The 24,338-nt window shown below is 42.0% G+C and carries 24 protein-coding genes; 20 read left to right on the top strand and 4 right to left on the bottom strand.

Annotation, left to right across the window (positions count from 1 at the left end; translation table 11 throughout):
• Positions 1-311 precede the first annotated feature (311 nt).
• The 16 genes from POV26_RS08385 to dnaG all read left to right on the top strand — a co-directional run bounded on the left by POV26_RS08385 (position 312) and on the right by dnaG (position 18,105).
• A complete protein-coding gene (locus POV26_RS08385; RefSeq protein ID WP_272856025.1) occupies positions 312-1,184 on the top strand; it encodes a prephenate dehydratase in 873 nt (290 codons plus the stop codon).
• Positions 1,174-2,256, top strand: coding sequence for a bifunctional 3-deoxy-7-phosphoheptulonate synthase/chorismate mutase type II (locus tag POV26_RS08380; protein WP_272856024.1), 1,083 nt, complete (start codon positions 1,174-1,176; stop codon positions 2,254-2,256). Before POV26_RS08385 ends, POV26_RS08380 begins: the two co-directional genes overlap by 11 nt.
• A gap of 85 nt (positions 2,257-2,341) precedes the next feature.
• Positions 2,342-3,331 carry a ribosome small subunit-dependent GTPase A gene (gene rsgA / locus POV26_RS08375; protein WP_272856023.1) on the top strand — a complete coding sequence of 330 codons (990 nt, stop codon included), beginning with the start codon at positions 2,342-2,344 and terminating at the stop codon, positions 3,329-3,331.
• 79 nt (positions 3,332-3,410) lie between these two features.
• On the top strand, positions 3,411-3,863 hold the full coding sequence (dtd, locus tag POV26_RS08370; protein ID WP_272856022.1) for a D-aminoacyl-tRNA deacylase: 453 nt from the start codon (positions 3,411-3,413) through the stop codon (positions 3,861-3,863).
• A gap of 63 nt (positions 3,864-3,926) precedes the next feature.
• Positions 3,927-5,828, top strand: a complete 1,902-nt coding sequence (locus POV26_RS08365; protein WP_272856021.1) for a DUF3857 domain-containing protein — start codon at positions 3,927-3,929, stop codon at positions 5,826-5,828.
• A gap of 40 nt (positions 5,829-5,868) precedes the next feature.
• A complete protein-coding gene (locus tag POV26_RS08360; RefSeq protein WP_272856020.1) occupies positions 5,869-6,195 on the top strand; it encodes a nucleotide pyrophosphohydrolase in 327 nt (108 codons plus the stop codon).
• On the top strand, positions 6,196-6,438 hold the full coding sequence (locus POV26_RS08355) for a hypothetical protein (protein WP_272856019.1): 243 nt from the start codon (positions 6,196-6,198) through the stop codon (positions 6,436-6,438).
• Positions 6,435-7,673, top strand: coding sequence for a 3-phosphoshikimate 1-carboxyvinyltransferase (locus tag POV26_RS08350; protein WP_272856018.1), 1,239 nt, complete (start codon positions 6,435-6,437; stop codon positions 7,671-7,673). The genes POV26_RS08355 and POV26_RS08350 overlap by 4 nt, the downstream gene beginning before the upstream one ends.
• Positions 7,674-8,015: 342 nt before the next feature.
• Positions 8,016-9,065, top strand: coding sequence for a tRNA preQ1(34) S-adenosylmethionine ribosyltransferase-isomerase QueA (gene queA, locus POV26_RS08345; protein ID WP_272856017.1), 1,050 nt, complete (start codon positions 8,016-8,018; stop codon positions 9,063-9,065).
• Positions 9,066-9,342: 277 nt separating this feature from the next.
• Complete coding sequence (locus POV26_RS08340; protein ID WP_272856016.1) at positions 9,343-11,001, top strand: T9SS type A sorting domain-containing protein; 1,659 nt, start codon at positions 9,343-9,345, stop codon at positions 10,999-11,001.
• 81 nt (positions 11,002-11,082) lie between these two features.
• The gene (gene rlmN, locus POV26_RS08335; protein ID WP_272856015.1) at positions 11,083-12,123 is read left to right on the top strand and encodes a dual-specificity RNA methyltransferase RlmN; all 1,041 of its coding nucleotides are present in this window, start codon (positions 11,083-11,085) and stop codon (positions 12,121-12,123) included.
• Between the two features lie 164 nt (positions 12,124-12,287).
• Positions 12,288-13,265, top strand: coding sequence for a polyprenyl synthetase family protein (locus tag POV26_RS08330; RefSeq protein ID WP_272856014.1), 978 nt, complete (start codon positions 12,288-12,290; stop codon positions 13,263-13,265).
• A 202-nt stretch (positions 13,266-13,467) separates the two neighbouring features.
• The gene (locus POV26_RS08325; RefSeq protein ID WP_272856013.1) at positions 13,468-14,034 is read left to right on the top strand and encodes an RNA polymerase sigma factor; all 567 of its coding nucleotides are present in this window, start codon (positions 13,468-13,470) and stop codon (positions 14,032-14,034) included.
• Positions 14,021-14,815, top strand: coding sequence for a hypothetical protein (locus tag POV26_RS08320; protein WP_272856012.1), 795 nt, complete (start codon positions 14,021-14,023; stop codon positions 14,813-14,815). Before POV26_RS08325 ends, POV26_RS08320 begins: the two co-directional genes overlap by 14 nt.
• An 86-nt stretch (positions 14,816-14,901) precedes the next feature.
• Complete coding sequence (locus POV26_RS08315; protein WP_272856011.1) at positions 14,902-15,972, top strand: porin family protein; 1,071 nt, start codon at positions 14,902-14,904, stop codon at positions 15,970-15,972.
• Between the two features lie 174 nt (positions 15,973-16,146).
• Positions 16,147-18,105 carry a DNA primase gene (dnaG, locus tag POV26_RS08310; protein ID WP_272856010.1) on the top strand — a complete coding sequence of 653 codons (1,959 nt, stop codon included), beginning with the start codon at positions 16,147-16,149 and terminating at the stop codon, positions 18,103-18,105.
• A gap of 1 nt (position 18,106) precedes the next feature.
• Here dnaG and POV26_RS08305 read toward each other — a convergent pair whose 3' ends face one another.
• Together POV26_RS08305 and nadE are read right to left on the bottom strand one after the other, a co-directional pair.
• Complete coding sequence (locus POV26_RS08305; RefSeq protein WP_272856009.1) at positions 18,107-18,739, bottom strand: response regulator; 633 nt, start codon at positions 18,737-18,739, stop codon at positions 18,107-18,109.
• 155 nt (positions 18,740-18,894) lie between these two features.
• Positions 18,895-19,683: an NAD(+) synthase gene (gene nadE / locus POV26_RS08300; protein ID WP_272856186.1), complete on the bottom strand. Its 789-nt coding sequence runs from the start codon at positions 19,681-19,683 to the stop codon at positions 18,895-18,897.
• Between the two features lie 219 nt (positions 19,684-19,902).
• Between nadE and gldB the strand changes: the two genes are divergently transcribed.
• Entirely contained in the window at positions 19,903-20,862 is a 960-nt protein-coding gene (gene gldB, locus POV26_RS08295; RefSeq protein ID WP_272856008.1) for a gliding motility lipoprotein GldB, read from the top strand.
• Positions 20,862-21,200, top strand: a complete 339-nt coding sequence (gldC, locus tag POV26_RS08290) for a gliding motility protein GldC (protein WP_062622506.1) — start codon at positions 20,862-20,864, stop codon at positions 21,198-21,200. The genes gldB and gldC overlap by 1 nt, the downstream gene beginning before the upstream one ends.
• A gap of 1 nt (position 21,201) precedes the next feature.
• Here gldC and yihA read toward each other — a convergent pair whose 3' ends face one another.
• On the bottom strand, positions 21,202-21,813 hold the full coding sequence (yihA, locus tag POV26_RS08285; RefSeq protein WP_272856007.1) for a ribosome biogenesis GTP-binding protein YihA/YsxC: 612 nt from the start codon (positions 21,811-21,813) through the stop codon (positions 21,202-21,204).
• Between the two features lie 133 nt (positions 21,814-21,946).
• A complete protein-coding gene (locus POV26_RS08280) occupies positions 21,947-22,711 on the bottom strand; it encodes an alpha/beta fold hydrolase (protein ID WP_272856006.1) in 765 nt (254 codons plus the stop codon).
• 204 nt (positions 22,712-22,915) lie between these two features.
• Between POV26_RS08280 and mraZ the strand changes: the two genes are divergently transcribed.
• Together mraZ and rsmH are read left to right on the top strand one after the other, a co-directional pair.
• The gene (gene mraZ / locus POV26_RS08275) at positions 22,916-23,389 is read left to right on the top strand and encodes a division/cell wall cluster transcriptional repressor MraZ (protein ID WP_272856005.1); all 474 of its coding nucleotides are present in this window, start codon (positions 22,916-22,918) and stop codon (positions 23,387-23,389) included.
• Positions 23,376-24,272, top strand: coding sequence for a 16S rRNA (cytosine(1402)-N(4))-methyltransferase RsmH (gene rsmH, locus POV26_RS08270; protein ID WP_272856185.1), 897 nt, complete (start codon positions 23,376-23,378; stop codon positions 24,270-24,272). The genes mraZ and rsmH overlap by 14 nt, the downstream gene beginning before the upstream one ends.
• Positions 24,273-24,338 lie beyond the last annotated feature (66 nt).

Here is a 24,338-nt window from a genome sequence, read left to right as displayed (position 1 = left end):
AAGTAATATTGCAATATTACTTTTCCTACATTATTTCAAGAAATTTAAGTGTGCTTTTAAAAAGTTATATAAAATGCTAAAAAAGCGAAACGATTTAAAAAAAACCAAAAAAACCTTTTTCGTTTTTAAGAATTAACTACATTAGCAATCTATTAAAAACACAATGAGCACACTTTTTACTTTCAACAACTTTTGGTTTTTCTATTTTAAGAATAGAACCGGGATTGTTGTATAGTTATTATAACCATAAAACATTTAAAGTCCCGGAAAATTTTTCCGGGACTTTTTTTTAACCTAAAACCATCAACATTATGAGCATTAAAATCGCAATCCAAGGAATAGAAAGCTCTTTTCATCACCTTGCCGTCCAAAAACTTTTTCCAAACACCAATGTAAACCTTATGCCCTGCGATAGTTTTGATAGGGTAACGGAAACAATCACCAACCTAAGTGCCGATTTTGGGGTCATTGCCATTGAAAACTCCATTGCGGGATCCATTTTGCCAAACTACAATTTGATAGACAGGGAAGACCTTCAAATTTTGGAAGAGGTTTATCTTAACATAGATATGTATTTAATGGCGTTGGAAGGCGAGACGCTACACACCATAGACGAGATACATTCACATCCCGTGGCATTGCAGCAATGCAAGGATTACTTGATGCGCGTTCAGCCACATTGCAAAATTGTAGAGGGCAAGGACACCGCTTCAGAAGCGAAAAGAATCAAGGAAGGAAACCTAAAGGGCGTAGCCGCAATTGCCGGAAAACAGGTTGCGGAACGCTATGGACTTAAAATACTGGACAGCCACGTGCAGAGTTTAAAAGAGGACAAAACCCGTTTTGTGGTCTTGGGCCGGAAGACCGAAGTGTCGCCAATTGAGGCCAATAAAGCCTCGTTAAAATTTGTGTTGGACCATCAAGTAGGCAGCCTGTCCAACGTGCTTCAATTGCTGAATACTTTCAATATCAACCTTACCAAGATACAATCGCTTCCCATTCCAGAAAAACCTTGGCAATACGCTTTTTTTGTGGATGTTCTTTTTGAGGATTACGGAATTTTTTCAGAAGTGATTACCTTGCTGGGAAAAACAGTAAAGGAACTTAAAATATTGGGCGTTTACAGACAAAATCTGGAAAACACACCAAGCACCCTTATAAAAGACAGTGTATATGGAGAATAATAAATCCCTTGGCAATTGGCTAAACGCAATGAATTTGGCGCATCCATTGGTAATTGCTGGCCCATGCAGTGCCGAAACGGAAGAGCAGGTTTTAAAAATAGCGCACCAGTTAAAAGAAACAGATGCCACGGTCTTGCGGGCCGGAATCTGGAAACCGAGAACCCGCCCGGGTAATTTTGAAGGCGTGGGGGCTTTGGGCCTGAAATGGCTGCAAAAGGCCAAACAGGAAACCGGATTGATGATTGCCACCGAAGTAGCAAACGCCAACCACGTAGATTTGGCTTTAAAACACGACGTGGATATCCTGTGGGTGGGCGCCCGTACTACGGTTTCGCCATTTATTGTGCAGGAAATAGCCGATGCCTTGAAGGGAACCGACAAAATTGTTTTGGTAAAAAATCCGGTAAACCCAGATTTGGCCTTATGGCTTGGCGCCGTGGAACGTTTCTATGCCTCTAATGTGAAAAATTTGGGCGTCATCCACCGCGGTTTTTCAACCTATGAAAAAACGCGCTACCGCAACAATCCCGAATGGCAAATCCCGATCGATCTTCAGAATAAATTTCCAGATCTGCCGCTTATTTTGGATCCTTCGCACATTGCGGGGCGCAGGGACATTATTTTTGACCTTTGCCAAACCGCGCTCGACCTTAATTTTGACGGGTTAATGGTGGAAACGCACTTTGACCCGGACAATGCCTGGAGCGATGCCGCACAGCAAATTACGCCAGCTACGTTGGACCAAATGACCATCGATTTAAAAATCAGAAAACAGGAAGGCGATGCCGTGGAATTCAAAAACAAATTGAACACCTTGCGAACCAAGATTGATGTGCTGGACCACCAGCTTATAGAATCTTTGGGAAAACGGATGAAAATTGCCGATGATATCGGAAGGTTGAAAAAGAAAAACAACGTTGCAATCCTTCAGACAAAAAGGTGGAACGAGATTTTGGGAAAAATGATTTTGGAGGGCGAGGAAAACCAGTTGAGCGAGGAATTTATCTTACGGATTTTTAAAGCCATTCACCAAGAGTCCATCAACCATCAGAAAAAGGTTATTAATGATTAAGTGCGTAAATAATATTAAGTATTTTCGTAAATCGTGAATTTGGAATGTGGAATCTTGAATTTTGAATGTTGAATCTTGAATTATAATGAAAGGCCTCGTCTATAAATCTACCGGCAGTTGGTATTCCGTGAAAGCGGAAAATGGCACATTTTACGATTGCCGTATAAAGGGCAAATTCCGTATTGGAGGAATTAAAAGCACCAATCCAGTTGCAGTGGGCGATCGCGTAGATTTTGATATTGAAAAAAAGGGCGACGAAACTGTCGGCGTCATAAAACACATTGACGAACGCGAAAACTACATCATCCGCAAATCGGTAAACCTTTCCAAACAAACCCACATCATCGCTGCGAATATTGATGTCGCTTTTCTGTTGATTACCTTGAATAACCCGCCAACCTTTACCACTTTTATCGATCGGTTCTTGGTTACTGCGGAAGCCTATCACATTAAAGCAGTACTTCTTTTCAATAAAATTGATACGTATAGCGAAGACGAATTATTAGAGATAAAATTCCTTGCCGCACTTTACCGAAAGATAGGGTACGAGTGTATCGGGATTTCGGCAATTACCGGAAAGAATATTGATAAGGTAAAAGCCATAATGAAAGATAAAGTAACGATGTTTTCCGGCCACAGCGGGGTGGGAAAATCTACTTTAATCAACGCCATAGAGCCCGGCTTGGATTTAAAGACTTCGGAAATTTCAGAACAACATTCGCAGGGCCAGCATACAACCACTTTTGCCGAAATGTTCGATCTTTCCTTTGGTGGGCAGATAATAGACACGCCAGGAATCAAAGGTTTTGGCGTGGTGGAAATGGACAAGGAGGAACTGGGCGATTATTTTCCGGAGTTTTTTGAACTTAAGGAAAATTGCAAATTCAACAACTGCCTCCATCTGGAAGAACCCCAATGCGCGGTAAAGAAAGCGTTGGAAAACGAGGAAATAGCGTGGTCGCGCTATAAAAGCTATTTACAGATTTTGGAAGGCGAGGAGGATCATTTCCGAAAAGATATCTACGGCCCCCTAACCCCTGCCTCGCCGGCAGGCAGGCCCAAAGGGGGAACTTAAACGCGGATCTTATGGTTTTCAAGAATTCAACAATTATAACGCAACAACTCTCCCCCTTTGGGGGAGTCGGAGGGGGCTTATGCGCGCACTGATACAAAGAGTAAAAAAAGCATCCGTAACTATTGAAGGAAAGATTTTTTCTGAAATAGATCAGGGACTTCTTGTTCTATTGGGAATCGAGGATGCGGACACCCAAGAGGACATTGACTGGTTGGCGGGAAAAATTGCCCGTTTGCGGATTTTTTCAGATGAAAATGGTGCAATGAATCTTTCGGTGCAAGATGTTAAAGGCGATTGTTTGGTAGTAAGCCAATTCACACTTCACGCAAATACCAAAAAAGGAAATCGCCCTTCCTTTATAAATGCCGCTAAGCCCGAAACCGCCATCCCGCTCTACGAAAAATTCGTGCTTCAGCTTGAAAATGAAACCAATAGAAAAGTGCGAACGGGAAGCTTCGGGGCTATGATGGATGTCGCCCTAATCAATGACGGGCCGGTAACGATCTGGATCGATTCAAAAAAAAGAGAATAATCTCTTTAACTTTTTCTTAACCTTTCAAAAATTTTATATATTGCCAAGCAATTATTTGGTTTCATGAAAAAGCTTGTTTGCTTTGCATTTCTTATTTGCACGGCGCATATTTATTCCCAAAAGGATTTTTCCATAGCAGCTATCCCTAAAGAACTGACTGAATACTCCAACAGTGTATTGATTGATGAGTTGGTTGAAATTGACGTGACCGACGTTGGGAAAATGAAGGAAAAAACGCATCGTGTTATTGCCGTACTGAACAAACTTGGCGATGGCGATACGCGGCTTTATGAATATTACGACTCAAATTCACGCGTCAAGAATATTGAGGTTAAAATCTATAACGCCCTTGGAAAGGAAATTGAACATTTCAAAAAAAAGGATTTTAAGGATGTAAGCCGCACCGGCATTAGCATGTACAGCGATGACCGGATGATGGGCATAAACTACACGCCAACCACCTATCCCTACATCGCAGTTTTTGAGAGTGAGACCGAAACCGGAAATACGGCCTTTTTTAAACCGTGGTATCCCTTAAAAGGCTTTGCCGAGAGCACACTGAAGTACAATTTGAAAATAAAATTCGACCCTTTAAATAAACCGAAATACAAACCCAATAATCTGGATGGATACAACATCTCCATTAGCGAAGGGCCTGACGAGTTGCTATTCTCGGCTTCCAATCTACAGGCTATTAGGTATGAGGAGCACAGTCCGTCCCGCGATAGGATTTTGCCGAATGTAACCCTTGCCCTAAATAATTTTATGTTGGAAGGCTCCGCTGGCTCCAGTGCCGATTGGCAACAATTTGGAAACTGGGTAAACAAGAGCTTGCTTTCTGACGTGGGCGATTTGCCCGAAGGAACTTTGGCACGCGTAAAAAGCCTTGTGGCCAATGAAACTACCAATGAAGGGAAGGCCCGAAAAATCTATCAATTTGTCCAGGATAAAGTGCGCTATATCAGCATACAGATTGGGATTGGCGGCTGGAAACCTATGCCGGCGTCAGAGGTGGATAAGTTGAGCTACGGCGATTGCAAGGCATTGACCAATTATACCAAGGCCCTGTTGGAAGCCGTGGACGTGCCTGCTTATTATACGTTGGTCAACGCCGGAAACAATAAAATACCTATTGAAGAGGACTTTGCGTTCCTATGGTTTAACCACGCAATCCTCGGGATTCCGGACGGCGATGAAATTACTTGGTTGGAGTGTACCAGCCAGGATAAACCTTATGGCTATATGGGTGATTTTACAGATGATCGGGACGTAATAATAATGACCCCCGAAGGCGGTAAAATTGCACATACCAAAATGTACGAGACAGAAGAGAACACCCAGGAAAATACCGCCAACGTTAGTGTGGACGCCAATGGAAATGTAACCGCAACGCTCAAAAGTGTGTCCAAGGGGCTTCAATATGACGATGACTACTTGCTTCCAAAAGAAAAACAGGAAGACCTGGAGGGGCATTACAAAAAGAAGTGGAATTACATCAATGGCTTTTCAATTACAGATATAAACCTAAACAATAACAGGGAAGAAGTGATATTTACGGAAGAATTATCCCTCAATATCCCAAATTATGCAAATCCCGTAGGAAGCGATTATCTTTTTTGTGCCAATATTTTCAATCAAAACCAATACATTCCTCCGCGAATAGAAAGCCGTAAACAAAATCTTTATATAGCCAATGGCGCTATCGATGTTGATACGGTAACCGTGGAAATCCCTGATAATTTCACGATTGAGGGTCTTCCAGAGGCAACCGTACTAAAAACCAAATTCGGAAAATATCAAATCGATTTTAATATATCATCAGACAACAAATTGACCTATACCCGTAAGTTAACAATAAACAAAGGGGAATATCCGCCTTCGGAATACGAAAATTTCAGGGATTTTCTCCGTTCCGTTGCCAGACTGGACAAGACTAAAATTCTTTTAAAACACAACCTTCAATAGGAAAAGTTTATATTTTATCTTTACTTTTAACGCTACAACGATGGATATCAAAAACGCACAACAAGCAGTTGATGCCTGGATACAGGAGCACGGGGTTCGTTATTTCAACGAGCTTACCAATATGGCTCAGCTCACTGAGGAAGTGGGCGAGGTAGCGCGCATCATAGCCCGTCGCTATGGCGAACAGAGCGAAAAGGAAAGCGACAGAAACAAGGACCTGGGCGAGGAACTTGCCGATGTAATGTTCGTGGTTTTATGCCTGGCCAACCAAACGGGCGTTGACCTTCAGGAAGCTTTTGACAAAAAACTGGAGCTGAAAACAAAACGCGACCACGACAGGCACCACGGCAATGAAAAACTGAAATAAATGTTCAAGAAGGTAATAAATACTAAAGGCTTTTGGAAATCTGTAATCTCGTTGGCAGTGGCTTTTGCGGTGCTTTTCGCTTTGATAAAATGGGCGATTGAGGGTTTTGAATTGGCCTATTTCACCGAAAGAAACCCGTTGATGTTTATACTCACATTGCTGCTTGCAGGCTTTGTATATGGTTTTTTCGTAACCTTTGGAAAGTTTCGTGCGAAACTAAAGGAAAAAGAGTCCGGCCGATGAAAGCCATTCTTGAACGCAGAAGTTCTCTAAACAAAAATGTAAAAATCAACATCAGCGGTTCCAAAAGCGAATCGAACCGGATGTTGATCCTTCAGGCGCAATTCCCAAATATTTCCATAGAAAATCTTTCCGAGAGCGATGACACCGTGGTGCTTCAAAAAGGGTTGCAAATTACGAATGGAACCGTTGACGTCCATCACGCGGGCACGGCAATGCGGTTTTTGACGGCCTATTTTTCAGCAAAGGAAGGGGCCGAAATAAACCTCACGGGAAGCCAACGCATGCAGGAACGCCCCATTGGTATTTTGGTAAATGCGCTGAAAAGTCTGGGTGCCGATATTGAATATCTTAAAAACGAAGGTTTTCCGCCCTTAAAAATAACAGGAAAAAAACTTCAGAAAGAAGAGGTAAAAATCAAAGCTGATGTGAGCAGTCAGTACATTTCTGCACTAATGCTTATTGCGCCAATGCTTCCCAACGGGCTAAAAATTTCCTTGGAAGGAAAAACCACTTCGGTGCCGTATATTGAAATGACGCTTTCACTTTTGAAGCATATAGGAATTAAAGGAAATTTCAGCAAAAGCTCAATTACAATTTCTTCCGCGGAAAACGTCAATGACAAACTAATGATTGTTGAATCTGATTGGAGCTCAGCTTCCTATTTTTACAGTTTGGTGGCACTTTCCGACGATCTCCAGATTACCCTCAGCAGCTTTTCTGCGGAAAGTTTGCAGGGCGATTCCGCATTGGTACAGATATACGATTCTTTGGGCGTACAGACTATTTTTGATTCTTCCGAAGGCACCATTTCACTTTCAAAAAAGAAAACGGAACTGCCAGATTCTTTGCTTCTCGACCTGTCAAACACGCCAGATTTGGCACAGACCATTGCCGTAACGTGTTTTGGATTGGGTATAAGTTGCAAGCTCAGCGGGCTTCACACTTTAAAAATTAAGGAAACCGATAGACTTTTGGCATTAAAAAACGAATTGGAAAAATTGGGCGCAACCATTCAAGTTGATGACAATTCCCTAAGTTTGGAAAAGGCTACAAAAATAAATAGCAACACAAGCATTGAAACCTACCAAGACCACCGCATGGCGATGGCATTTGCGCCGTTGGCCTTAAAAACTGAACTCACCATCAACAACGCCGAAGTGGTTTCAAAATCATATCCCAATTTCTGGGAAGATATTCAGAAAATGGGAATTGGTTTAGAGTTGATTAGTCGATGAGTGTATGAGTTTATGAGTTTATGAGTTTATAAGTTTATAAGTTTAAGAGTTTAAAAGTTTAGAGTTTTCAACTTCGTTTTTTCTAAAATTGGCGCACTTCAAGCACCCGTCATTTAGCATCGAGCAACAAACAACAAAATAAAACCTTCATTTACTTGACATCGCCTGTTTCACGGTCGTATATTTGCACCCTTTTGAAACGACTTAAGACTTTATGGCTTAAGACGTAGGACAAAAGTTTATTACAAGGTTTTAGTCATATGTCTTATGTCCATTGGTCATACGTTAAACCGACTGCAAACTATACGAACAATCATAAAATAGACACAACGAATTATGGGAATGAAACTTTCAAACTTCAACTTTAACCTTCCAGAGGAATTATTGGCCGAATATCCAGCTCCAAACCGCGATGAATCGCGTTTGATGGTGCTAAACCGAAAAGATAGGACCATTGAGCACAAAATGTTCAAGGATCTTATTGATTATTTTGAAGAGGATGATGTGCTGATAACCAATAATACCAAGGTTTTTCCCGCTCGTCTTTACGGTAACAAAGAAAAAACAGGAGCGCGTATTGAAGTTTTCCTTTTGAGGGAATTAAATCCAGAAACACGTCTTTGGGACGTTTTGGTTGATCCAGCTCGAAAAATAAGGATTGGCAACAAATTGTATTTTGGAGAGGATGAAACCCTCGTGGCCGAAGTTATTGACAACACAACCTCCCGTGGAAGAACGCTCCGTTTTCTTTTTGACGGTTCTTATGAAGAATTCAGAAATAAATTGACCGAATTGGGAGAAACCCCACTTCCAAAATACATAAAAAGAGAAGTGGAGCCAGAAGATGCAGAACGCTACCAGACCATTTTCGCAAAAAACGAAGGCGCTGTTGCCGCGCCAACTGCTGGGCTGCACTTTTCAAAACACCTTTTGAAGCGTCTTGAAATCAAAGGCGTAAACATAGCCGAAGTTACGCTTCACGTTGGTTTGGGCACCTTCAGTTCTGTTGAGGTTGAAGATCTTTCAAAGCACAAAATGGACTCGGAGGAAATGAGCATTCTCCAAGACGCGGTAGATATTATAAACACGGGTATTAAAAAGAAAAAACGCGTTTGTGCAGTGGGTACAACCGCCATGCGCGCTTTGGAAAGCTCGGTTTCTTCGAACCATACGTTAAATGCTTATACCGGATGGACCAATAAATTCATTTTTCCTCCGTATGATTTCAGTATTGCGAATGCGATGGTAACTAACTTCCACACGCCAAAATCCACTTTGTTGATGATGGTTTCCGCCTTTGCGGGCCACGACTTTATAAAGGAAGCATACGCCGAAGCCATTAAGGAAAAATACAGGTTTTACACCTATGGCGATGCCATGTTGATTATCTAATAAGCTTCAGATATACGCTAATGAATCCCGATGAAAATCGGGATTTTTTTATTTTATCCAAATCGTTTATAATAGACATAGGGTGTAAGACAAGATATAGCTTTGGTTAAAAGCAAAATAAAAATTGTTTTAATCCTACGTCTTACGCCTGCCTGCCATGGCACGACAGGCAGGTCCTTTTGTCTTAGGTCAAATTTTTTTATAAGCGTTTGGTTTCCAAATGTCAAAATAAAAATTTACCTTAGTCATCCTTATTTATGGATAACTATCAACTGGAATGAAAAAAACTACGCTTTTCTTCATTTTACTATTCGCCATTTTTACCGCCTTTCCACAAGGGGGAGGAAACAACCTTCCCGAAAGTTGGAATTTGAATTTAGAGGTGGTGCCCAATATTATTGGGCTTCCAGCTTTAGACTTTGAAAATATAGTTCAACAAGACAGCATCAATGATTTGGATAAAACCCTTCCTTGGCGTTATGGTATTGAAATTCCTTTAAGCCTAAATATGCAACACGGTGGCCTTTGGACTGTTTTGCCCGATGGGGGGAAAATTTGGCAAGCCACTATAAAATCAGCTGGGGCACTAAACTTAAGTGTAAATTTTGACGATTTCTATTTGCCAAGGGGTTCTCGGCTCCAACTTTATAACGACGATCATACCGATATTATCTCGACTTTTACAAACGACCAAAACTCAAGCGAAGGTCAGCTGGGTACTTGGTTCGTAGAGGGCGATATTATTTGGATAGAATACTATCAACCCCCAAGAATCCAAGGTTCGCCGCGACTTAATATTGAAAGCGTTATTCACGGTTACAGAATGGGAAGGGTAAATATGCTTATGGATAGTAATCGCGGATTGAATGATTCGGGAGCATGTAATTATGACGTTAATTGCCCCATCGGAAATGATTTTGACCAAAAGAAAGACTTGGTAAAGAAAGCGGTCGCGCTGCTCAATTTGGGCAATGGCCATTTGTGTTCTGCCTCCCTTATCAACAATGCCTTAAACGACAAAACCCCTTATTTGCTGACAGCAAACCATTGTTTGGAGAATAGTAATCCGGCACTTTGGTCTGTGCGCTTTAATTGGGTAAGTCCAACGCCAGTATGCGCAACGGGCGAAGATAGTGGCAATTTACAGACGAATTTTACAGTAAGTGGTGCCGAATTAAGGGCCAAAAACAGTGCTAGCGATTTTGCATTGGTTGAACTTTCTAACCCCATTCCAGGATCATGGGACGTTGCGTTTGCAGGCTGGGATAATTCTGATGCCAATCCGCTGTTTGAAGTGGGAATACATCATCCAAACGGTGATATTATGAAAATATGCCGTGATGATTCCGGGGCGCAGAAAGTTGACGCCAATGGCACTCAAGTATGGTTGATAGGTGGCGGCACCCACGGCTCTGGAAACGGTTGGGAAATAGGGACAACCGAAAGCGGTTCATCCGGCTCGCCGCTCTTTGACCAAAACGGAAGACTTATCGGTCAATTATATGCCGGACAATCTGCCTGTACCGGTTTGGAAAACAATGGCGATTATGACATTTACGGCAGATTCGGCGTTTCTTGGAATAATGGAAATTCTCCCGAAACACGTTTGAAGGATTGGCTCGACCCAACCAATATGGGACATACCACTGTGGAAACGCTTCAAAATTTATTGAACACGCCAGATTTTGAATTAATTGGCGACCTTAAGATTTATCCAAACCCTGCAAGTACAACCATTACAGTAATGAACAATCGGTATCCGCATTTATCGTATGTATTTAGTAACGTAATGGGGCAACGCATCCATTCCGGTTCCTTGTCAAATACCATGAATACCATTGCCGTTGACAAGCTTTCGGAAGGGGTCTATTTTCTTTATTTGAAGGATGAAGACAGCAAGGATTCCATCACTAAAAAGATTATCATAAAAAAATAAACCATAATTCTATTTATGAGTTAAGCCTCTATTCTGAAACGGAAAGGGGCTTATTTACTTTAAATACCCTAATTTTGCACGATGGTTTCAGAAAAAAAGGACATACGGGCACTTTCAAAAGAAGAACTTAGAAACTTTTTTGTCAGCATAGGTGATAAAGCCTTTCGGGGAACGCAGGTTTACGAATGGTTGTGGAGCAAAGCCAGCCATAGTTTTGACGATATGACCAATCTTTCCAAGGAAACCCGGGCACATCTAAAGGATAATTTTGTAATAAATCATATAGAAGTTGACCATTTTCAGAAGAGCAATGATGGCACCATCAAAAACGCCGTAAAACTGCACGATGGCTTGGTGGTGGAATCGGTTTTGATTCCCACAAAAAAGAGGACCACTGCCTGTGTTTCCAGTCAGGTGGGCTGCAGTTTGGATTGTACCTTCTGCGCTACGGCAAGGCTGAAACGAATGCGCAATCTAAACCCAGACGAAATCTACGATCAAGTAGTGGCCATCGATAAAGAAAGCCGTCTATATCACAACAAACCCCTTTCCAACATTGTTTTTATGGGAATGGGCGAACCGCTGATGAACTACAAGAACGTACTGGAATCCATTGAGAAAATAACCAGTGATGAAGGTTTGGGAATGTCGCCAAAACGCATTGTGGTTTCCACTTCCGGCGTGCCGAAAATGATAAAGAAATTGGCCGATGACGAAGTAAAATTCAATCTTGCGGTTTCACTTCATTCTGCCATTCAAGAAACGCGGGAACAGATTATGCCTTTTGCCAAAAACTTTACGTTGGAAGATCTGCGTGAATCCTTGGAGTATTGGTACAGCAAAACCAAACGTAAGATTACGTATGAATACATTGTCTGGAAGGATATAAACGATACGTGGGAAGATATTGAGGCGCTCGTTACGTTCTGCAAATACGTGCCGTGCAAGGTAAACATTATTGAATATAACCCCATTGACGATGGCCATTTTCAGCAGGCTTCTTCTACGGTGATCGATGATTATATACAAGCCTTGGAACACGACAGAATTCCCGTAACCGTCCGCCGAAGCAGAGGGAAAGACATCGATGCCGCCTGCGGGCAGTTGGCGAACAAGCAGTGAAAAAGGACATAGGACGGTAAGATATAGGACGTAGGACAAAAACAAGTTCAGCTTACGTTAAAGGAATAATTTTCTCCCAGAACGAGTCCTACGTCCTATGTCTTTTCGTCTTACGTCAACCAATTATAAAATCCATTCAGCATTTTAACTATCTTTGAGCCTTTATGAAGATAGTTTCGCGCATCAAACTTCCCATTGAAACCGAGATGGAACTTTTTGAAAAAAAGTTCTCTGCCTCCATGTCTTCCAAAGTTTCCCTTCTCAACAGAATTACCCACTACGTAGTAAACCGCAAGGGAAAACAGATGCGCCCCATGTTCGTTTTCCTCATTGCGAAAATGACGGGCAATGGGCAGGTGAACGAGCGCACCTATCGCGGCGCTTCCGTTATCGAGCTTATCCATACCGCAACGCTGGTACACGATGACGTGGTGGACGATAGCAACCGCAGGCGTGGCTTCTTTTCCATAAATGCGCTTTGGAAAAACAAGATTGCCGTGCTCGTAGGTGATTATCTGCTTTCAAAAGGCTTGCTGCTTTCCATTGACAACGACGATTTCGATTTATTAAAAATAATTTCCGTAGCCGTGCGCGAAATGAGCGAGGGTGAACTGCTACAAATAGAAAAAGCCCGAAGGCTCGACATTACCGAGGAAATCTATTTTGAAATCATCCGCCAAAAAACCGCCACCTTAATTGCCGCTTGTTGTTCCATGGGTGCCCGGTCCGTAATGGCGCCCGACGAGGAGGTGGAAAAAATGCGCAAATTTGGCGAGCTCATTGGCACCGCCTTTCAGATAAAAGACGACCTTTTCGATTACGGGACTGAACATATCGGCAAACCCACGGGCATTGATATTAAGGAGCAAAAAATGACGCTACCTTTAATATATGCTCTAAACCATTCTTCTTCCCAAGAAAAAAAGTGGCTCATCAATTCGGTGAAAAATCACAATAAGGACAAGCAGCGCGTGAAAGAAGTCATCACTTTTGTGAAAGACAACGGCGGGCTTGACTATGCCGTCATAAAAATGAAGGAGTACCAACAACAAGCCCTGCAAATCCTTGAATCTTATCCCGCTTCGCCCTATAAAGAATCATTGGAATTGATGGTGAATTACGTTATTGACCGGAAAAAATAGTGTTCAGTGGTCAGTGTTCAATATTCAGTATTCAGTACGCAATAAAATTTTGATTGCTGAAAAAGTCAATGCTATTCAGGCATGCTCAAACTTGAAACCTGAAACTTGAAACTTGAAACTTGAAACTTTTCCCCCCATCAGACAACCATTTTTCAAAAACCTGCGTCTATTAAAATAGAAGCCTTTAACAGCAAAGCGTATTTTGAAAATTATACCCTTACATAAAAACTATTCACAGTTGATAGCGAAAGCGTCCAAAGGCGATCGTCGCGCGCAGCATCAATTGTTTGAAATGTTTTCGCCTAAAATGCTGGGCGTGTGCAGGCAATATTTGAAAGATAACGATTTGGCGGAGGAAGTTATGCTTTCGGGCTTTTTCAAAATGTTCACGCATTTAAACGATTTTAAAAACGAGGGCAGTTTTGAAGGTTGGATACGAAGAATTATGGTGAACGAAAGTATCTCCCAACTTCGGAAAGACAAAAAGTTGCATTTCATTTCGGAAAAGGAAATAGAAAACACCAGTGAGCACGCCACCTTTATTGAAACCGAACTGGAAGCGAATGAAATCCAAAAAATGATAGACAGCCTGCCCGACGGCTACAAAACGGTTTTTGTACTCTACGCGGTGGAAGGCTATAAGCACGGCGAAATTGCCGAACTGTTGCAGATAAGTGAAAACACTTCAAAAACACAACTGTTCAAGGCCCGCAAAATGCTTCAAAATATGGTTAAACAACAAAATAATCTAAGCTATGGCACCCTATAAACTGGAAGACAATATTCGCGAAAAACTGGAGGCGAGGGAAATGAAACCTTCCGCCAATGCCTGGAAAAAATTGGAGGCAAAACTGGATGCGGAGCAGCCTAAAAAGAAAACCCTGCTGTGGTATTATGTTGCCGCAAGTTTTGTGGGTCTCTTGATTTTGGCCTCTGTTTTATTCAACCGAAATACTTCGGAAGTGAAAAACCAAGTGGTGAATGAAAACTTTGAAACACCCGCGACGGAAACGGAGTTGGAAATTATTCCGAATAATTCCAACAGTGAAACAATTGCTTCGGAAGAAAATAGTTCTGAAAAAACGGAAAGCAAAGCTTCAAAAAAGAAAGCCTCGGAAACGCAGAAACCAAATATTGAGCCGAAACCATTTCAGCAAAAGAAATCCGCAATCGATAAAAGGATTGAAAAGCGCGATGCTATTGCCGTACAAACCAATACGGAATTAGAACAAACCGTAAATACCGAAAAAACTGTGCTTTCCAAAGAAGACCAAATTTTTAATACGAAAGTAGATGAGGTTGTTGCATCCGTAAAAAAACTTCAGCAGGACAACGCCGAAGTTACCGCCACCGAAGTGGAAGCACTACTTGCCAATGCCCGCCGCGAGATACAAACACAGCGTATCCTTAACAGTGAAAAAGTGGATGCCACCGCACTTTTGCAGGATGTGGAATGGGAGCTGGAAAAAAGTTTCCGCGACAAGGTTTTTGACGCCCTGGGCGAAGGTTTTCAAAAAGTGCGGACAGCTGTTTCAGAAAGAAACGATTAGCAATTTTCAATAAACAATAAACAATAAACAATAAACAATAAACAATAAACATTCATCATCATCATTAATCAAAAAATCGAACACTTATGAAACTAATTACATTTACCACCGCGCTCGCCCTCTGGTTACTTGCGGGGATTTATGCCCAAGCGCAGGAAACGGATCACGACACACAGACAGCCATTGAGCAACTTACCGACCTAAAGGAAAAAATAATCCAAGAAGAAAAAGATGCCTTAAAAGCCGATGTTGAAAACATAAACGCCCGTTTGCAAAGTGAGGCTATTTCCGAAGCCGAAGCCGAAACCTTAAAACAAGAGGCAGCTGAAAAACGTGCGCTGAACATTGAAAACCGCTTGGCAATTATTGATAATAAAGTTGCACTGCTAAAACGAAACGGAAATATGGAAGATGATGAAGATAGTGGCTTGATCATTCGAATAGGTTCTTCGGGGAAAAACAATGAAAACGACAACGTGCTCTATATTGGCCCGAAAAACAAAAAACGCAAATACGACAGGCGTACCACTTCAGATATTGTTTTCGCTTTTGGACTCAACAACGCAATTACCGAAGGCGAGTCCTTGCAGGATTCAGACTTTAAAGTGGCCGGCAGCCGTTTTGCGGAGCTCGGTTGGGCGTGGAAGACCCGTGTATTCAAAAGTACCAATTGGCTTCGTATTAAATATGGACTGTCGTTTCAATTTAATGGTTTAAAGCCTACCGATAACCGCTATTATGTAGATACGGGCGAACGGACCGAGCTTCAAAACTATCCTTTAAAGCTGGATAAATCCAAATTTAGAATGGACAATCTGGTGGTGCCAATCCACTTTGAATTTGGCCCCTCAAAAAAGTTAGAACACGATAATTATTTTCGCTATTCCACCGACAATCAAATAAAAGTAGGTCTCGGGGGCTATGCGGGAATCAACCTCGGCGCCCGCCAAAAACTAAAGTTTGAAGAGGATGGCGAGGACCGAAAACTAAAATTAAAGGGAAATTACAACACAAATCAGTTCATTTACGGCCTGAGCGGCTACATAGGGTGGCAAGGCGTAGCGCTGTATGCCAAGTACGACCTCAATACCATTTTCAAAAACAATCCAATGGAACAACGCAACGTTTCCCTCGGGCTGCGTTTTGATATGGATTAGCCAAGTATCGTTTCATTATTCGTTTGTTAATTAACCTGCAAGGTTTCCAAAACCTTGTGGGTTTTTCATTCTTAATATTCCTATTTTTACAAATTGAAAACTAATAACGGTTAACGCCTAACCCTTAACCCTTAACCCTTAACCCTTAACCCTTAACACTCAACGCCAATAAACTTGATAAGCCGAACTACCATAGACAATGTTTTTGAAACCGCCCGCGTAGAGGAGGTAATCGGCGATTTTGTGCAGTTGAAGAAATCCGGCAGCAACTATAAAGGGCTCAGTCCCTTTACCGATGAGCGCTCGCCGAGTTTTATGGTAAGTCCCGTTAAGCAAATTTGGAAGGATTTCAGTAGCGGAAAAGGGGGGAATGTGGTTTCGTTTTTAATGGAGCACGAACATTTCACCTATCCCGAGGCCATCAAATTTTTGGCAAAAAAATACGGAATCGAGATAGAGGAAACGGAGCAGACCAGCGAAGAAAAGGAGCAGGCCAACGAGCGTGAAAGTCTTTATTTGGTAAGCGAATTTGCAAAGGACTATTTTCACAACACCTTGCTCAAAACCGAAGAGGGCAAAGCAATCGGCCTTTCCTATTTTAAGGAAAGAGGTTTTACCGATGAAACCATCAAAAAATTTGAACTTGGTTATTCGCCGGATTCTTGGGATGCCTTTACCAGTCACGCCATCAAAAAAGGGTATAAACTTGAATTCCTCGAAAAAACAGGGCTTTCCATTGTAAAGGAAGAAAAACAATTCGACCGCTTTAAGGGTAGGGTCATGTTCCCCATCTTAAGTATGAGCGGCCGCACTCTCGGATTTGGAGGGCGGATTTTAACTTCGGATAAAAAAGCGGCAAAGTATTTAAACTCTCCCGAAAGCGACATTTACCATAAGAGCAAGGTGCTTTACGGAATTTTTCACGCCAAGCAAAGCATTGCCAAAGAGGACAATTGCTATTTGGTTGAAGGCTATACCGATGTTATCCAATTTTACCAAACGGGCATCCACAACGTGGTTTCCTCTTCGGGAACAGCCTTGACGCCCGAGCAAATCCGGTTAATCAATAGGCTTACCAAAAACATAACCGTGTTGTTCGATGGCGATGCAGCAGGCCTTCGTGCTTCGTTACGCGGTATCGACTTGATTTTGGAGCAGGGCATGAACGTGAAAATCTGCACCTTTCCCGAAGGCGAGGATCCCGATAGTTTTTCGCGAAAAAATTCATTGGAAGAGCTCACGCTTTATCTTGAAGAAAACGCCAAGGATTTCATCACTTTTAAAGCTTCTTTGCTTGCAAATGAAGCAAAGAACGATCCTATAAAAAGGAGCGAGACCATCCACGATATGGTAAACAGCATCGCCAAAATCCCCGATGTGATAAAGCGCGAAGTGTATATAAAGGAATGTTCGCGGATTATGGATATTTCGGAACAAGTACTTTTCAATACCCTGGCGCAGATATTTCAGAAGGAAAAAAAAGATGCATCTAAAAAAGCGATCGTTCCGCAGGAAGCTTTTGAAGTAATTTCTACGGAGAATAAGATTGAAAAGGTAAATGTACAGTTTCAGCTGGAGAAAAAATTAATTGAGTTATTGCTTCTTTATGGCAACGTGGAAGAGGATTTTGAGGAATTGATTTTGGAAGCTGACGAAAAAGGAGAGATTACCTTAAAGCCGGAAATCCACAAGTCGCGTGTTTTTGAAAAAATATACCTCGATCTGCAGGAAGATGAAATTGAGTTTATGGATCCAAATTTCAAAGAGCTTTACTTTGAAGTAGTTAACCGATACAATCAAAACCCCGAAGCCAAAGCCGAAACTTTTATAAACGAATTGGAACCCGAAATGGCATCTTCGGTCTCCCACATTTTGATGGAAGAGGAAAGGTATTCGCTCAGCAACTGGGAGCGAAAGGAAATATATGTGAAGGTAAAGGAGCAGACCATTGCCCAAATGGTGAGCGAGACCATTCTCAATCTGCGCCGGCATTTGGTTTCGCAGAAAATAAATGAACTTTCTGAGGCGATGAAGCAGGAGGACAATCCGGAAAAGGAGTCTGGCTTACAGGAAATTGTAGATTATATAAGCCTCAAAAAAGTGCTTTCCAATAAATTAAACAGAGTACTTTAGCTCAATTGAATTGGAACATTCGGGCTTGGTTTATCAATTCGGCCAGGCTTGTAACTTTCAATTTTTTCAGCAAACGTGTTTTATAGGTGCTCACGGTTTTTTCGTTTATTTCCAAAAGCGTAGCGATGTCTTTGTTGCGTTTTCCGTTGGAAAGTAAGTTCAGGACCTCGATCTCCCTTGCAGAAAGTTTTTTATAGCGTCCCATAATGGTGTTGTCGTTAACAGACTTGTTGTTGAAGGCAGCCGTAAGCTCTTCGTTCAAAAACACGCCGCCGGTTGCAATCCGCTTTATGGCTTGAAGAAAAACTACTTCTGAAGATGTTTTTGGAATATATCCGGCAGCCCCCGATTTTATGGAGCGCAATGCGTAAATTTCTTCGGGATGTGATGAAAAAATAGCAATTCGCGTTCTGGGAAATTCCTCCCGGATACTCCGAAGTGCATGAAAACCATTGATTTCCGGTATGTTCAGCTCCAATATCAAAATATCGGGGCGCTCTTTTTCCAAACATTTCAGCAATTCGGACCCGCGCGAAACCTTTCCGACTATTGAATATTCATTTGTGCTATCCAGTAACACTTCTGTACCTTTTCTCGTTATGGGGTGATGGTCTGCAATTACAACTTTTTTCATCTTATTGAATTTATAGATTTATAAAAACTTCAGATCTGGGGAGAACTCTGTTTTATTGCCGTAATATTAATACTACATTTTGAATATATAAAATCTTAAGCCTAAGAATAATAAACCTTTCGTTTAATGGTTAAATTATTCGGTAAAAAACAAGTTTATTTCAGTTCAGCAGGGATTTTACAGATAGGAATTGGCAACATTTTGTGTTGGTTGGCCCTATTGAGGGAGTTGTAAATATTAAAAACCACTTGTTGCCTCCCGGAAAAGTCGGAGCTGTTCTTGCCGTTTTCGGCCATTTTCATCGCCCATTCCAGTTCGTCGTAGCTTGCGCCAAGCTGGTCTTCGTCTGAGCGACTGTCGCCGAACAATCCATCGGTAGGCGCAGCTTTCATAATGGAATCGGGAATATTTAACGCCTCTCCCAGTTTATAGACTTCGCTTTTCATCAAATCTGCAATGGGACTCAAATCTACGCCGCCATCGCCGTATTTTGTATAAAAACCCACGCCGAAATCTTCCACCTTATTGCCGGTGCCCGCAACCAAATAACGGTGCAGGCCCGCAAAATAATAAAGGGTAGTCATCCGCAACCGTGCGCGCGTGTTTGCGAGCGACAGGTCTAGGAAACTGTCTCGCTTGGTTTGGGGAATGGCCGTTTTAAATTCTTCAAAAACCGAAGTTAGGTTTACCTCTGTGTTGCTCACATTCGCAAAATTTTCCTTCAAAAACTGAATGTGCTCCCGGCCGCGGTCCACTTGGCTTGGCGCTTGGTGTATGGGCATCTCCACGCAAAGTGTGCGCAATCCTGTTTTTGCACAGAGCGCCGAGGTTATGGCAGAATCAATGCCGCCGCTTATGCCTATCACAAATCCGTCCATTTTTGCGTTTGTGGCGTACCTTTTCAGCCAATCCACAATATAATCTATAACTTTTTCGGTATGCATATTTTTCATTATTTATTTTATTACCTATTCTATAAAACCCCGGCCCTAAAGGGTGCATTTTGTTCTCTCCTTTATAAAGGTTGAAGGCGAAAACTTCTAAACTTTTAAACCCTTAAACTGTTAAACTCTTTCAACAATAAAGTACCTTTGCACCGCAAAAGTGGTTAAAGATAAAATTAATAATAGGGAATGGCGTTAACCAACAATAACAATTTTTCTATGGTGAAATATTTCGCACTTGCTCTTTTAGGCGTTTTCCTTTTTTCGTGCAATGACGAAAGCAAGGTTGAGAAGGAGATTGAAAAAATTCCTATAAATGTTGAAATCATCCGTTTCGACAAGGAATTTGCTGAAGCTACTCCCGAAACCCTGCCGAAGTTAAAGGCTGAATTTCCGGCCTTTTTCCCGGAACAATACAGCGACAGTATTTGGGTTGAAAAACTGACCGATACACTTCAAAAGCAACTTGAAAGTGAAGTGTTGAAAGCATTTCCGAATGATGAAGCTTTGGAGGAAGTTCTCGTGCCGTTATTTCAACATATAAAATATTACTTCCCGAAATTTACCACGCCGGTGGTGGTTACCACAACTTCAGACGTGGATTATCGCAACAAGGTAATCCTTGCGGACAGTATGCTGGTGATTGGCCTGGACAATTATTTGGGTGCGGACCATCGTTTTTATGAGGGAATTGACAAGTATATTTCCAAAGAAATGAAACCCTCGCAAATAGGCCCGGACATTGCCGAAGCTTATGCCCGGCAGTATATAAAACCGCCCGGTAAAACTACCTTTTTGGGGCAGATTATTTACTTCGGAAAAGAGCTTTATTTAAAGGATTTATGGCTTCCGAATGCTTCAGATGCCGAAAAAATAGGCTATACCGAAGCGGAATATCAATGGGCAGAGGAGAATGAGGAATATATGTGGCGCTATTTTATTGAGAAGGAATTGCTCTACAGCACCGACCCGAAACTGGGCGCACGGTTTATAAATCCCGCGCCTTTTTCAAAATTTTACTTGGAAATAGACAATGAATCTCCCGGAATGTTAGGGCGCTATTTGGGCTGGAAAATTGTCCGTGCCTATATGGAAAAAAATGATACAGATGTGCAGCGGCTCATGATAACCGACGCAGACGAAATATTTACGAATTCAAAATACAAACCAAAGAAATAATGGCAATTAAACACACTTCAGAAATAAGGCTAAAAGTGGGTCTTGACGAAAATAAAATACCTGAAAATATCCATTGGACAGCCGAGGACGGCGGCGTGTCAAACGAGGAAACCAAAGCGGTGATGCTATCGGTTTGGGACAGCAAAAGCCAGGAGTCGCTCCGGATAGACCTTTGGACAAAGGAAATGCCCGTGGACGAGATGAAAATTTTCTTTCACCAAACCTTAAGTGCGATGGCCGATACGTTTCAGCGTGCCACCAATGACGAAAAGATGAGCGCCACGATGCGCGATTTTTGTGATTATTTTGCTGAAAAATTGGAGTTGAAGCGGGGATAATTCAGAATTCAGAATTCTGGATTGAGGAGTTGAGTTCATCAATATAATTCAACACTTCATCCCTTCCCGTGGAATCACTGGCTGAGGTAACAAAATACGGCGGCATTTCTTCCCAGGTTTCGAGCATTTTTTCGGTGTAAGCAGCAATATTTCTTTCCAAGGCTTTTGGCTTCAGCTTATCTGCTTTTGTAAAAATGATGTTGAAGGGGATTCCACTTTCGCCCATCCATTGCATAAATTCCAAATCGATGGGTTGCGGTTCGTGGCGGCAATCTACCAATACAAAGGCGAGTACCATTTGCTCCCGCTTTTCAAAATAATTGGTGATGAATTTCTGAAAAGTCTTTTTACTGCTTTTTGAAACACGTGCATACCCATAGCCCGGTAAATCTACCAAATACCAATTCTTATTTACGAGAAAGTGGTTAATCAGTTGTGTTTTTCCAGGTCTTCCCGAAGTTTTTGCCAAACTCTTGCGCTGCATCAACATATTGATAAGCGAAGATTTCCCAACGTTACTGCGCCCAATAAAAGCGTATTCCGGCAAACGGTCCTTTGGGCATTTGGCAACATCGCTGTTGCTCATTACAAATTCTGCCGATTTTATGTGCATTGCTTTAGGGTTAGGAGTTAGGAGTTAGGAGTTAGGAGTTAAGAGTTAGGAGTTAAGGGTTAGGAGTTAAGGATTATGCGGCAGAATACGTTTTTTTAGAAACTTGAAACTTGAAACCTGAAACCTGAAACTACTAAAACCCTCGTTTCTGTAACCAAGCGTAAAGAAGTTCATTAAACTCATCGGGATGCTCCATCATTGCGGCGTGGCCACATTTATCAATCCAGAATAATTCAGAATCGGGTAGTAGTTCATCAAACTCAATGGCTACTTCCGGAGGGGTTACGTTGTCATTTTTGCCCCAGATAATACAGGTTGGGGTGTACATTTTTGGCAAATCCTTTGCCATATTGTGCCTGATGGCACTTTTTGCAATGGCCAGTGTCCGTATTAATTTGTTTCGGTCGTTTACGGTTTCATAAACGTCGTCCACAATTTCTTTGGTAGCCACAGCAGGGTCGTAAAAAACGTTTTCGGCTTTTTTCTTTATGTAATCGTAATCGCCGCGTTTTGGGTAGCTTTCGCCCATGGCGCTCTCGTAAAGACCAGAACTTCCGGTGATTACCAAGGCTTTTACTTTTTCGGGATACATTTTTGTGCAGAGTAGGCCAATGTGCCCACCCAGCGAATTTCCCAAAAGAATCACTTCCTCATAACCCAAATGGTCTATAAACTGCCCCACGTACTTTGCGAAATTTTTCACGTTGGTACGCAAGAGGGTCATTTTGTAAATGGGCAATTCGGGAATTAGGATTTTATATCCCTTTGGCGGAAAGAAATCTGCAACGCCATCAAAATTGCTCAACCCGCCCATAAGTCCGTGAAGGATGATTATTGGAGTGCCTTCACCTATTTCTAAATATGAAAATTTCCCTTCTTTCTTTAAGTTTTCGGACATACTTGATTGGTGCAATTTAGAAAGACAAAAGTAAACAAAAATATTTCATACGGTCTATTTAATGTTAGGCTTTGTTCATTGCCAGTTCCATTTTAGGTTATCTACAATGTGGTAAAACTTATCAACAAAGTGGTAGAATGTGGTAAAAAGTGGGAAAAGTTATATATATTTGAAACTATAAATTACAAATCGGGAATTTCCACAATGCTCAATCTAATAGGCACATACGAATGTAAAGCAGACGTAAAGGGACGGGTCATGGTACCTGCGCCGCTGAAAAAGCAATTGGCGACCGTGGCTCCCGAGGGCTTCGTCATCAAGCGGGCCGTCTTCCAGCCCTGCCTGGAAATTTACCCGATGAAGGAATGGGACGCCCTCATGCTGAAAATGGGCGAGCTGAACCGATTCAACAGAAAAAACAACGATTTCATAAGAAGGTTTACGGCTGGCGTAAAGACTGTAGAGCTTGATGCTACGGGCCGATTGCTCATTCCAAAGGACTTGCTCTCTTTTGCCGGCATCAACAAGGAAATTGTGTTCTCTTCCTCGATAAACATTGTGGAGGTTTGGGATAAGGACAAATACGAACAGGCCATTGACGATGCCGCAAGCGATTTTGCCGATTTGGCCGAAGAAGTAATGGGAAACAAAAGCAATGATGGTGATGGAATATCATAATCCGGTTTTGCTGAAAGAAACTGTTGATGGGCTTAACATAAAGCCAGATGGGGTTTATGTTGATGTCACTTTCGGCGGTGGCGGCCACTCCCGCGAAATCCTGAAGCGGTTGGGCTCCGCTGGAAAACTCATCGCTTTCGACCAGGACAAGGACGCTTTGCAAAACGCTATCGACGATACGCGTTTTTTGCTTATAAACCAAAATTTTCGGTTTCTGAAGCAATTTTTAAGATTCCACGGTTTTAGGACTGTGGACGGAATTTTGGGCGATTTCGGGGTTTCATCGCATCAATTTGATGTAGCTGAAAGAGGTTTCTCAACACGTTTTGAAGCCGATTTGGATATGCGTATGAATCGCGATGCAAATTTTTCGGCATATACGGTGGTCAACAAATATGAAGAGGCCCAATTGCGAAATGTGCTTTCAAATTATGGTGAATTGCGAAGCGCCGCAGGAATGGCCCGCGTAATTGTGGAAGCGCGCCAGATCGAAAAAATAAAAACCAGCGAACAGCTAAAAAAAGTGCTCAGCAGGTTTCTGCCGGCCCATAAAGAAAACAAGATTTTGGCCCAGATATATCAGGCCATTCGCATCGAGGTGAATCAGGAACTGGAGGCGTTGAAAGAGTTTTTGCTTCAAACGAACGAAGTTTTAAAACCGGGTGGGCGCCTGAGTTTAATAAGCTATCACTCTTTGGAAGATAGGTTGGTGAAAAGATATATCCGCAACGGATTGTTTGAAGGGGAACCGGAGAAGGATGCTTTTGGGCGTTTTGAAGTTCCATTCAAGGCGGTGGGAAAATTTATAATTCCTTCCGAAGAAGAAATTAAGCAAAACAACCGTGCCCGAAGCGCCAAGCTTCGCATAGCGGAAAAAATATAACGTAGGCGCGCGATTCATAGCGCGCCAAATTAACGAATCAACGAATCCCGAATTAACGAATTAACA

The organism is Aequorivita todarodis (assembly GCF_028561335.1).
Classification (GTDB): domain Bacteria; phylum Bacteroidota; class Bacteroidia; order Flavobacteriales; family Flavobacteriaceae; genus Aequorivita; species Aequorivita todarodis.
The sequence above is the reverse complement of the archived record's forward strand: the minus strand, read 5'-3'. Positions and strand labels throughout refer to the sequence as shown.